Source organism: Bacteroides sp. (assembly GCF_028690125.1).
Taxonomy (GTDB): Bacteria; Bacteroidota; Bacteroidia; order Bacteroidales; family Bacteroidaceae; genus Bacteroides.
Map to the genome: position 1 here is coordinate 1 of NZ_JAQVBV010000081.1, position 9342 is coordinate 9342.

Genomic DNA, 9342 nt, shown 5'->3' on the forward strand with positions numbered 1-9342 from the left:
TTAAAATTTGACAATAGCAAAATTAGGAATAAAAAGCGAGAGGGCGCATCCATTTCTGCAATAATTTTAGAATTTGACACTTTAATAATTATTCGGATTCGCCCTTTTACTAATAACAATAAAGAAAGGAACTAAAGTATGATTTTTAACAAACAGCTTACAGAAAATATCACCCTTGTTTACGGTGAGTTGAATAATTGGAAATACGATGAGAATGATATTCAGTACCCTATAATGTACTATCTCGTATTTAAGTTTTATGGACATGAGTACGAAGCTTACTTTCCACACAAACGATTACAAGATGGTGATTCGGAACCTGCATCATTATCTGGTAATACAGAACTGTTTGATAGCTTTAATAAGAAGTTGGAAGATGGTAATTTTTTGGAAGAAATCAAACAGGCTTGTGCAGATATTTGGGATAATGAAAAAGATGAGGATGATTAATCTATAAATAACAGTAAATGAAGAAGATTATAAAAGCAAGAATTGGTCGGTGCTATAATATTGACACTGAAGAAATGGAATATCAGCTACAATTCAAAGCCGAAGGAGAATCAAGATTCAATGGTTTTTCTGCTGATACATTTACAGAACAAGGTGCTAAAGCTGCCTTACAGCTTCACAATAATGGGAGCCTACCTTATACTCCCTATGCCGAAAAAGGGAAGTATTTCTTTTGTAAAACATGCGTATAACAAGTAAGAAAGGAGTAAAACGATGGGATATGAAGATGTAGAAGAACCTTGTTGTGGAAATTGCGCTAAATTGACAGAATGTTTTGGGATTGATGTTGATATTGAAGACCCTTATGAGAATCTGCTAGATTACTGCTTGGAATATCAATAAATAGAAAACGAAGATAATTAATATCAATAAAGATATGAAGAAAATACTATTAATTCTCGCAGTCGCCTCACTGGTAAGTTGCAAAACCGAAAATGTGTATCTGACTATATTTCCTGTGCAAAGGGTGACAGAAATAACAGATACAATATATGTTGTTCCTGATAATCGCTTTACAAGGGAATTTCAAAGAGCAGATAGCATATTCAATGTTATAGAAAAGGCTTCTGATGACGCTATGGAATCAGCAATTTTAAAATTTAATAAAAGAAGAAATGAAGTTTAAAGAAGGTGACAAAATAGTAGTAAGGGAGACCGGGCAAACCGGTACTATAAAAAGGATACTCCCTAATCCATACTTCCCAGAATGGTTATCCTCTCCTAATTACATGGTAGATATAGATAGGAATGAGGACAATCCGCATATTATGGCGAAAAAACAATTAAAGAAAATCTAAATAGATATGTATAAGTTGCTGATTAACAAAAATGGGCTATGGGAAGAAATTGATAAGTCTTTTGATGAATCAAAATTAACTCGCAAAGGAGTTGAAGAACTCGGAGATAATGTAGAATGGATGGTAGTCTCTGTTATCAGACATTCGAGTGGTAAACATTAGCGTAAAACACAATAAAATAAGGAACCAACATGATAATAAAAACAAAATTCACGCCCGGACAAAAGGTTTGGGCTATCTACAACAACAAAGTGCAGGAGTTCATGGTAGAAACAGTAGAAGCTACCTCTGATTTTAATTATAATACCAACGAACCCTACACCCCGTCTTGTAAATATAAGCTACGCATAGGAGAAAGTGCCGGGCATAGAGTTGTAGTATACGAATCTGATTTAGAGAAAAACTATGCACTATCTAAAGAGGAACTTTTAAAATCACTATAAACGATAAAGAAAGGAGCGTTTATGTATAGACTACAAGGATGGTGTCCCAGCGGAGAAATGGGCGGTGCAGGTTTCAACATAATATTGACGCCTAAATGGAAAGAAGCAGTTGCTCAATCCGAGATAAATCAAGAGAAGGTCGATAATCTGATACGGAATTTGGGTAATTATATCCTCAAAGGACATCGGAGAGATACAGTAGAAGAACACATGCTGCCATGTTATCTTCGGGTGACATGGGGAGAATGGGGACCAGAACATATCACCGTTCCTGGCAATGCTTGCGGATTGGATATTGATACTCGTTGTCCCGGATGTCTGCCTAATGAAGTTGCTCTCACTCCGCATAATGTTGATTCAGTATTTCAATCATCTATGATATTGACACTATTTGTAAAGATTTCTGAAATTTTAGAGTCAGAACAATGGCTTAGAGAACATGGTAAATAACAATCAAATCGAATAAAGTAAAGATGAAAACAACTTTATTTGCGAACGATAGTATATTCAACGTCTACGTCTCCGTGTACAACGGAGTGAAGGACACCACCGGAACGTACACCCTACTTAGCAATTTTCTGAGTAGTGTCCGCCATCGTGATGAAATACTTCATCTTCGCACTTTACCCGACAAAGAGTCCAGAGACGCAATCAAAGTCAGCCTTCCACTGGCGACGGTAAGCGGTGCGTTTAGCTATCCACGCTCAAAAGCTACATTGCAGCAACACTCAGGATTCATTTGCATAGACATTGACGGGAAGGACAACACACAGTTCGCGCATATCGAAGAAGTGTACCTGTTGCTGACTTCCCGCCCGGAGGTGGCTTATGCAGCACGTTCGATAAGCGGAAACGGATATTTCGCCATTATCCCGTTGCTTTATCCCGATTTTCACGAAATGCAGTTCGATCAACTGCGTGAGGACTACAAGGAAATAGGCATCAACTTAGACTCCAGTTGCCGGGACGTGTGTCGTCTTCGCTGTGTGTCCTACGACGAACATCCCTACATTAATGAGCAAGCCGAACCTTATTCGGGTGTGTATGTGCAACCAGATTTCACCCAGGAACAAGAACCACCTGCACCCACCTGCCAGCGCGAAATGGACGATTTGAAGAAGGTGGAACGTTGCTGTGGCAAGATCAGTGAACATGGCATCGACATCACCGGCGATTATGAAAGTTGGAAGTCGGTAGGAATGGCACTTGCCAGCCTTGGCGAGAACGGTCGCAAGTATTTCCACATTTGCAGTCGGCAGTATGCGAAGTACAACTATGCTGAGACGGAGCGGAAGTTTACCAACCTGCTTCGGACTACGAATCGTGTCAATATCGGTACATTCTTTTTTATTTGTCGGCAGTATGGTATCACTTACAGTAATAAAGAATAGAATATGTTGCGGAGAGCGAATTTCAGAATAGACTTTTCAGCGTATCAGCGGTACGGGAAAGACGTAAAAATGTCGGAAGAGATGTCGTTGCCTTACCGGACGGAAGAGACGCACATGCACTGTTCTTCTACCGTCTTTCGGGCTGCGAAAAACGAGATTGAAACACTATTGGACGTGCGGGTAGAGATAAAACACATTTATCTGCTGACGGACTTTGAAGAAATAAATGAGTAATGAATAAGATATGAATGAAGCAATTAAAATTGAAAGGCGAAAATTACCTATGATTTCAAAGTGTGCTGTATGCGGACAAATATATAAAGATCATGCTGGTTCAACTCCATGTTGCGGAGCTGTATCCTATTTGGCCGATCACAGTCTATTGATACAATATTCGTGTGATGATGTAGACCAGATGATTTCTTCTACAAAATCTCTATTTGATATAGTTGCCGAAGTTGTAACAAGGGCAGAAGAACAGATTATGCTTAGCGTAATTTCCGCTTATATTGGTCACGATCCTTCTTCGGAAGATATAAAGAGAGTTTCTATCATTAGACACCAGGATGTATCTGATCGATTTTTATTATCGATTGATGACAAAGTGTTAGGCATGATTAAGTTCGCGGAAGGGGATGGAATAAATGATAAATTAGAGTTGGATTATAGGATTGAATTCCGACCGAACGAGAAGGACTTTCAGAGTGTGTTTTCTGAAAAAGAACAAAAGGAATTCAGGGAAAAGGATAATCAAAGACAACAATAATTATGAAAGCCATAGTAATAGCACAAGCATCACAGCAACCGTACATCGGCATTTGCCACCACTCCGGTGGTATTCCCATCAACGGGAAACAATTTCTGTACATTCCTTACCGAGATATACTGATACGTCAGGATTGGGTGAAGTTCTATAACTCCTTGCCATACGAAGAGTTCATTAAAGCCGTAGAAACGGGGGTGAAGCCGGAACTGGCAAAAAAGAGTAAAAAGAAAAAGGTTGAACTACCAAGTTTGTTTTAAAGTAAGTACCAATGAATAAAATAACATATAAAGCAGCAGAAGTATATCTACTTCTTTTCGTCATTCCCTTGTATCTTATTGGCTACCTGTTTATCACACTGGGAGCTGCTATTCAAGTAATCGGGCATTTGATTCAGGTAGACAAAGAGAATGCTTTCGATGTGATTAATAACTTTTGGGATAGCTACTACCCTTATAGAAAGAAAAGCAAATGAATGATATAGTTCAATTATACATCGACCTGTTTTGCGGAGCCGGTGGAACATCTACCGGTGTAGAGTTTGCTCGTGTCAATGAAAAAGAATGTGCCAAGGTTATCGCTTGTGTGAACCATGATGCAAATGCCATCGCTTCGCACGCTGCCAATCATCCGGAAGCATTGCATTTCACCGAAGACATCCGAACGCTTAATTTGAGTCCTTTGGCGGCACATGTGTTGAAAATGAAGACTCTTTATCCCAACGCAAAAGTCGTACTTTGGGCATCGTTGGAATGTACCAACTTCTCAAATGCCAAAGGTGGGCAAAGTCGGGACGCGGATAGCCGAACGCTGGCGGAACACTTGTTTAGGTATATCGATGCCATTAATCCTGATTATATTGAAATAGAAAATGTGAAGGAGTTTATGACATGGGGACCACTGATCGTAAAGACATCCAAAACTAAATCGGGAGCCGAATATTGCCCTTGTAACGTAAAAAAAGGAAAGAAGAAGGTCATAGGTAAAAATGGGAAGTTGCATAAAGGCTATGCCCTTACCCCGCAGATGGTTCCTGATCCAAAAAAGAAAGGAGTTGATTATCGGCGTTGGGTGAATCAGGTGAAACAGTGCGGGTACCTGTTTGATAAAAGAATATTGGATGCGGCAGACTATGCAGCACGTACTTCCCGGAAACGTTTCTTTGGAATTTTTGCCAAAGAGGGACTTCCTATTGTTTTCCCGGAACCGACTCATAGTAAGAACGGAGGCAATGATTTGTTTGATAAGCGTAAAAAGTGGAATCCTGTTAAGGATGCACTCGATTTATCGGATGAGGGTGAGTCTATTTTCGGACGAAAGAAAGAGTATGTAGAACCTACCAAAGCACGATTGTATAATGGATTGATAAGATTTGTAGCCGGTGGAAAAGATGCTTTCATGGTGAAATGGAATTCCATGAATCGCAGTGGGGGATATATTGCTCCAGGGATAGATGACCCATGTCCGACGGTAAGTTGTCAGAATCGTCTAGGTGTGGCTCGTGTGAATTTCCTTTCCAAGCAGTTTGGTGGTAGTCCCGACGGTAAGAGCATCAGCGTGGAGCAGCCAGCCGGAGCTATTACTTGTATCGATCATCATGCTATGGTGAGTACCAATTTTTTGGCGGCATATTATGGTAGTGGGGATAATGTGAGTTCGGTTGAAGCTCCGTGTCCTACGGTGCCAACAAAGGATCGTTTTAACTATGTTCAGCCTATTTTTATGTGCTCCTATAATTATAAGGATGGCGGGAAAGATATAAACCAGCCTTGCCCTACGTTGCTAACTAAAGATAGACTGGCATTAGTTTCTCCTTTCTTTATGAACTACTATTCGGCAGGCGGACAACTTGCGGGTGCGGATAAGCCATGCCCGGCCGTGACAACAGTTCCCAAACAAAGATTAGTATCTCCCATATTTATCGACCAGCAGTACGGACAAAGTAAACCGGCATCACCTGACCGTCCGTTAGGTTGTGTTACCGGAAATCCAAAGTATGCACTCGTTACCCCTTGGCTTATGAATACTAATTTCGGAAATGTGGGAAGTAACATTAATAGTCCATCTCCAGTGGTTACAGCTAATCGGAAATGGCATTACTTGGTCAATCCTCAGTATAGTAGTGCGGGTGGCGATGTAAATAAGCCCTGCTTCACTCTTATAGCCCGAATGGATAAGATGCCACCATACTTGGCCGAGTGCACTACTGAACGTCGTGAAGATGTACCTTCTTTCATTCGGTTTGAAGGGAATACCGTTATTTATGAGATATATGATACAGATTCGCCCATGACCGTGAAAATAAAAGAGTTCATGGCTATGTATGGCATTCTCGATATTAAGATGCGAATGCTGAGGATTCCCGAACTCAAACGTATCATGGGATTTCCCGAAGAATATGTTCTTTTCGGTTCGCAAGCCGATCAGAAGAAGTTTATAGGCAATGCAGTGGAAGTGAATATGGCTCGTGTGATGTGCGAAGCCATTTGCTCGAAATTGCTTGAAAAGCGAAAGGTTGCAGCATAATTTACATAAAATAAATAAGTATGAACAAAGATTTCTTTTACCGAATCAGCACCGACACACCCGTTGGTGACAAACTAAAAAAGTTGATTAACGAAGCAGTAACGGCCGAACAAGCCGCTCACGATCTTGCCGAAAGCGTGGGAGCCGTGGGCTGGAGTCCCGACCTGTTCAACGACTACGGGGGAATCTCCGTCTTTGAATTTCCGAATAATGTGTGCCCGGACAAATGGATGTACACCCTTGTGAAGTCGGAGAACGGGATAAACTGGTACGCCCCCCGTGTGGAAGTGACCACCGAACCGAAGCTGACCGAAGTCGCTTTGGAACTAAAAGAGCAATACGATTACATCGTGTCGGCCGTGGATAATACTTTTCGGCAGGTGGCCATCAAATTCAGTCGCGAAGAACTGGTGAAGTTGTCAGGGATGGAACTACACGGTCATCCCTTGGACTGGTTTGTGCGCGAGAAACTGATAACAAAGGGAGAACAGACACGGTTGGAATTTGGCGAGTCGCCCGAATCGGTCATTATCACCGAAGATCAGTCGTTGATGGTGCAACTTCACACTACACTTTCCGAAGCGCAGATGTTGGCAACCGCTCTCGAACCGCTGCGCTTCCGGATGGTGTCGCACGTGGAGGGGAATCGCAAGGCGGTGCAACTATATAAACAGATGCAAACCCTTCCGGTGATTCCTTGCGGGACACTGAACTCAATCATTGGCATCGTAGGAAAAGAGTATCAGGCAGGCATCGCATTCGCCGATAGTTTCGTCTATGTTCATTGCCATGAGGAGCTGACCACCGCTGTAGTGCAACCCGTGAGCAGTGAGGAGTTTTTCAGTGTGGTGAATGTTATGAAAAATAAGAACGTAGTAGCCCAAGCGTAACGATGTGCGGAGTGATTCTTTCAGTAACCGATGGTAGTGAAATGGTGATGTTCGGGCGGGACTTCTTCACGAATGTCCCGCTCCCGGAAGTGGAATGCCAGTTGCTTGCCGACTTCAGCAATGAGGGCGACGTGTGGCCGCTGTTCCGGCAGGAGTGTACCATTGAAGAACTGGTAGAAGAACTCCGGCACACGCACGCCATCGGCTATATGATGGACGATGGTGTGTGGCACCGTTGTTCCATTATCGAAGATGGATTTGCGGTTTGGGAAGAAATAGGAATAATATGATTGAACTGGATAGAATATATCAAGAGAATTGCATGGAAGGCATGAAACGCATTCCTGACGGGAGCGTGGACCTGATTATTTGCGATCTTCCTTACGGAGTACTGAACAAATATAACGAGGAAGCATCGTGGGATCGCTGTCTTCCGCTGGACGCTCTTTGGAAAGAGTATCTACGTGTTGCCAAACCGAATGCTGCCATTATCCTGTTCGGTCAGGGGATGTTTACGGCAGAGTTGATGCAGAGTCAGCCGAAATTATGGCGCTATAACATGATATGGAAGAAGGGCAACAGGATTACGGGTTTTCTGAATGTAAATAAGATGCCATTGCGAAATCACGAGGACATTTGTGTGTTTTACCGAAAGCAACCGACGTATCACCCGCAGATAACTCTTGGTGCCGTATACCATAAAAGAAACAATAGGACTTCCGAACAAACAAACCGATGTTGGGGAAAGATAACTACGGCACCAACTACCATTTCAAATAAGAAGTATCCTGTGTCTATTCTTGATTTTCCAAAAGATCATCCGGCAATTCATCCTACGCAAAAGCCGGTTGCACTTGTGGCATGGCTGATAAATACATATTCCAATCCGGGTGATACGGTGCTTGATAATTGTGGCGGAAGTTGCACTACTGCCGAAGCTGCCGTGATTACCGACCGAAGGTTTATCGTGTTTGAGTGGAAGGAGGAGTATGCCGATATTGGGAATAGGCGTGTGAAGACAGCGAGGATGATGAGGGGTTCGAGGATTGAGTTTGAATAAGAAATAGAATAATCAAGATAGAAATGAATACGAATTTTGAAACATCTGATAATACAACTGTAGAATGGTACACACCACCTGAAATTATTCATGCTTTAGGTAAGTTCGATTTAGACCCATGTACATCGGATATAGCCTGGAACTTTAATCATTCTGCTGAAAAGTTCTATACTATGGAAGACGATGGGATATCCAAAGAGTGGTTTGGGAGAGTTTGGCTTAATCCGCCATATAGTCAGCCCACAATTACGCAGTTCATGGAACGTATGGCTATTCATAACAACGGAATAGCACTACTTTATAATCGAAGTGATAACAAAATGTTTCATTCGTTTATATTTCCGGTGGCAGATAGCATTTTCTTTCTGAAAGGTAGAGTTCGCTTCTTTCGTCCAGATGGAACAATGGGGGGGCAGCCCGGTTCAGGCTCGGTGTTAATTGCATTTGGGGAAAGTAATACTCAATCAATTGAGGAGAGCGGATTGAAAGGACACATTTTTAAGTCAATGCAGAAAAAATGTGTAATACAACAGTCATTAGTATTTTAGTTATAACATAAAAGTGGAGGTAGATATGAAAAGTTTATGTATTGGTGCCGTTTTATTTGTGTTAGCAATGCTTTTTATCGGGCATTTGTCTGTATCGTTCAAACCATTCAGTATTTCGTTGCCGTATTGGCCGCGCTCGTTTGGGTTGATATTTATAGTGATTGGTTTTGTGCTCTTGCAGTATGGAGAGAAAAGAACAGGATATAAAAAAGGTTATCTGTCCGGCATTGAAAAGGGATATCAGGTGGGAATAGATAAAAGCAAGAAAGATGTAGTTGAATTGAAATCTGAAAAAACAGAAAGAAATGATTGACGAACAGGAATTATTAGAGAAAGCCATTGCCTTAGCTACCGAAAAGCATGCAGGGCAAAAAGACAAGGGTGGGCAACCTTACATACTTCATCCGCTCCGGG

General features: G+C 41.8%; 19 protein-coding genes. All 19 read left to right on the forward strand.

Annotation, left to right across the window (positions count from 1 at the left end):
• The first annotated feature begins 138 nt into the window (after positions 1-138).
• The 19 genes from PHO71_RS24490 to PHO71_RS24580 are packed head-to-tail and all read left to right on the forward strand — an operon-like array spanning position 139 to position 9241.
• Positions 139-450 (forward strand): hypothetical protein, encoded by a 312-nt coding sequence (locus PHO71_RS24490; protein ID WP_300208709.1) that lies wholly within the window; start codon positions 139-141, stop codon positions 448-450.
• Positions 451-467: 17 nt separating this feature from the next.
• Entirely contained in the window at positions 468-701 is a 234-nt protein-coding gene (locus PHO71_RS24495; protein ID WP_300208711.1) for a hypothetical protein, read from the forward strand.
• A gap of 22 nt (positions 702-723) precedes the next feature.
• Complete coding sequence (locus tag PHO71_RS24500) at positions 724-852, forward strand: demethylase (RefSeq protein WP_300208713.1); 129 nt, start codon at positions 724-726, stop codon at positions 850-852.
• A 34-nt stretch (positions 853-886) separates the two neighbouring features.
• Positions 887-1135: a hypothetical protein gene (locus tag PHO71_RS24505; protein ID WP_300208716.1), complete on the forward strand. Its 249-nt coding sequence runs from the start codon at positions 887-889 to the stop codon at positions 1133-1135.
• Entirely contained in the window at positions 1125-1307 is a 183-nt protein-coding gene (locus tag PHO71_RS24510; RefSeq protein WP_300208718.1) for a hypothetical protein, read from the forward strand. Before PHO71_RS24505 ends, PHO71_RS24510 begins: the two co-directional genes overlap by 11 nt.
• A 6-nt stretch (positions 1308-1313) precedes the next feature.
• Positions 1314-1469, forward strand: a complete 156-nt coding sequence (locus tag PHO71_RS24515) for a hypothetical protein (RefSeq protein ID WP_300208720.1) — start codon at positions 1314-1316, stop codon at positions 1467-1469.
• A gap of 29 nt (positions 1470-1498) precedes the next feature.
• Positions 1499-1750 carry a hypothetical protein gene (locus tag PHO71_RS24520; protein WP_300208722.1) on the forward strand — a complete coding sequence of 84 codons (252 nt, stop codon included), beginning with the start codon at positions 1499-1501 and terminating at the stop codon, positions 1748-1750.
• Positions 1751-1771: 21 nt separating this feature from the next.
• Complete coding sequence (locus tag PHO71_RS24525; protein ID WP_300208724.1) at positions 1772-2200, forward strand: hypothetical protein; 429 nt, start codon at positions 1772-1774, stop codon at positions 2198-2200.
• A gap of 23 nt (positions 2201-2223) precedes the next feature.
• Entirely contained in the window at positions 2224-3141 is a 918-nt protein-coding gene (locus tag PHO71_RS24530; RefSeq protein ID WP_300208726.1) for a PriCT-2 domain-containing protein, read from the forward strand.
• 3 nt (positions 3142-3144) lie between these two features.
• Complete coding sequence (locus tag PHO71_RS24535) at positions 3145-3375, forward strand: hypothetical protein (protein WP_300208729.1); 231 nt, start codon at positions 3145-3147, stop codon at positions 3373-3375.
• A 10-nt stretch (positions 3376-3385) separates the two neighbouring features.
• Positions 3386-3907, forward strand: a complete 522-nt coding sequence (locus tag PHO71_RS24540) for a hypothetical protein (RefSeq protein WP_300208731.1) — start codon at positions 3386-3388, stop codon at positions 3905-3907.
• 2 nt (positions 3908-3909) lie between these two features.
• A complete protein-coding gene (locus tag PHO71_RS24545; RefSeq protein ID WP_300208733.1) occupies positions 3910-4164 on the forward strand; it encodes a hypothetical protein in 255 nt (84 codons plus the stop codon).
• 11 nt (positions 4165-4175) lie between these two features.
• The gene (locus PHO71_RS24550) at positions 4176-4379 is read left to right on the forward strand and encodes a hypothetical protein (protein WP_300208735.1); all 204 of its coding nucleotides are present in this window, start codon (positions 4176-4178) and stop codon (positions 4377-4379) included.
• Complete coding sequence (locus PHO71_RS24555) at positions 4376-6430, forward strand: DNA cytosine methyltransferase (protein ID WP_300208737.1); 2055 nt, start codon at positions 4376-4378, stop codon at positions 6428-6430. The genes PHO71_RS24550 and PHO71_RS24555 overlap by 4 nt, the downstream gene beginning before the upstream one ends.
• Positions 6431-6450: 20 nt before the next feature.
• The gene (locus tag PHO71_RS24560; RefSeq protein WP_300208739.1) at positions 6451-7320 is read left to right on the forward strand and encodes a hypothetical protein; all 870 of its coding nucleotides are present in this window, start codon (positions 6451-6453) and stop codon (positions 7318-7320) included.
• An 11-nt stretch (positions 7321-7331) separates the two neighbouring features.
• A complete protein-coding gene (locus tag PHO71_RS24565) occupies positions 7332-7610 on the forward strand; it encodes a hypothetical protein (protein ID WP_300208741.1) in 279 nt (92 codons plus the stop codon).
• Positions 7607-8380, forward strand: a complete 774-nt coding sequence (locus PHO71_RS24570) for a site-specific DNA-methyltransferase (protein ID WP_300208743.1) — start codon at positions 7607-7609, stop codon at positions 8378-8380. Before PHO71_RS24565 ends, PHO71_RS24570 begins: the two co-directional genes overlap by 4 nt.
• Before the next feature lie 23 nt (positions 8381-8403).
• On the forward strand, positions 8404-8928 hold the full coding sequence (locus PHO71_RS24575; protein WP_300208745.1) for a DNA N-6-adenine-methyltransferase: 525 nt from the start codon (positions 8404-8406) through the stop codon (positions 8926-8928).
• Positions 8929-8953: 25 nt separating this feature from the next.
• A complete protein-coding gene (locus tag PHO71_RS24580; RefSeq protein ID WP_300208747.1) occupies positions 8954-9241 on the forward strand; it encodes a hypothetical protein in 288 nt (95 codons plus the stop codon).
• Positions 9242-9342 lie beyond the last annotated feature (101 nt).

Excerpts from the sequence above, each read along its gene's own strand:
- PHO71_RS24490 (WP_300208709.1), top strand. The coding sequence starts at position 139 with ATGATTTTTAACAAACAGCTTACAGAAAATATCACCCTTGTTTACGGT.
- PHO71_RS24495 (WP_300208711.1), top strand. The coding sequence starts at position 468 with ATGAAGAAGATTATAAAAGCAAGAATTGGTCGGTGCTATAATATTGAC.
- PHO71_RS24500 (WP_300208713.1), top strand. The coding sequence starts at position 724 with ATGGGATATGAAGATGTAGAAGAACCTTGTTGTGGAAATTGCGCTAAA.
- PHO71_RS24505 (WP_300208716.1), top strand. The coding sequence starts at position 887 with ATGAAGAAAATACTATTAATTCTCGCAGTCGCCTCACTGGTAAGTTGC.
- PHO71_RS24510 (WP_300208718.1), top strand. The coding sequence starts at position 1,125 with ATGAAGTTTAAAGAAGGTGACAAAATAGTAGTAAGGGAGACCGGGCAA.
- PHO71_RS24515 (WP_300208720.1), top strand. The coding sequence starts at position 1,314 with ATGTATAAGTTGCTGATTAACAAAAATGGGCTATGGGAAGAAATTGAT.
- PHO71_RS24520 (WP_300208722.1), top strand. The coding sequence starts at position 1,499 with ATGATAATAAAAACAAAATTCACGCCCGGACAAAAGGTTTGGGCTATC.
- PHO71_RS24525 (WP_300208724.1), top strand. The coding sequence starts at position 1,772 with ATGTATAGACTACAAGGATGGTGTCCCAGCGGAGAAATGGGCGGTGCA.
- PHO71_RS24530 (WP_300208726.1), top strand. The coding sequence starts at position 2,224 with ATGAAAACAACTTTATTTGCGAACGATAGTATATTCAACGTCTACGTC.
- PHO71_RS24535 (WP_300208729.1), top strand. The coding sequence starts at position 3,145 with ATGTTGCGGAGAGCGAATTTCAGAATAGACTTTTCAGCGTATCAGCGG.
- PHO71_RS24540 (WP_300208731.1), top strand. The coding sequence starts at position 3,386 with ATGAATGAAGCAATTAAAATTGAAAGGCGAAAATTACCTATGATTTCA.
- PHO71_RS24545 (WP_300208733.1), top strand. The coding sequence starts at position 3,910 with ATGAAAGCCATAGTAATAGCACAAGCATCACAGCAACCGTACATCGGC.
- PHO71_RS24550 (WP_300208735.1), top strand. The coding sequence starts at position 4,176 with ATGAATAAAATAACATATAAAGCAGCAGAAGTATATCTACTTCTTTTC.
- PHO71_RS24555 (WP_300208737.1), top strand. The coding sequence starts at position 4,376 with ATGAATGATATAGTTCAATTATACATCGACCTGTTTTGCGGAGCCGGT.
- PHO71_RS24560 (WP_300208739.1), top strand. The coding sequence starts at position 6,451 with ATGAACAAAGATTTCTTTTACCGAATCAGCACCGACACACCCGTTGGT.
- PHO71_RS24570 (WP_300208743.1), top strand. The coding sequence starts at position 7,607 with ATGATTGAACTGGATAGAATATATCAAGAGAATTGCATGGAAGGCATG.
- PHO71_RS24575 (WP_300208745.1), top strand. The coding sequence starts at position 8,404 with ATGAATACGAATTTTGAAACATCTGATAATACAACTGTAGAATGGTAC.
- PHO71_RS24580 (WP_300208747.1), top strand. The coding sequence starts at position 8,954 with ATGAAAAGTTTATGTATTGGTGCCGTTTTATTTGTGTTAGCAATGCTT.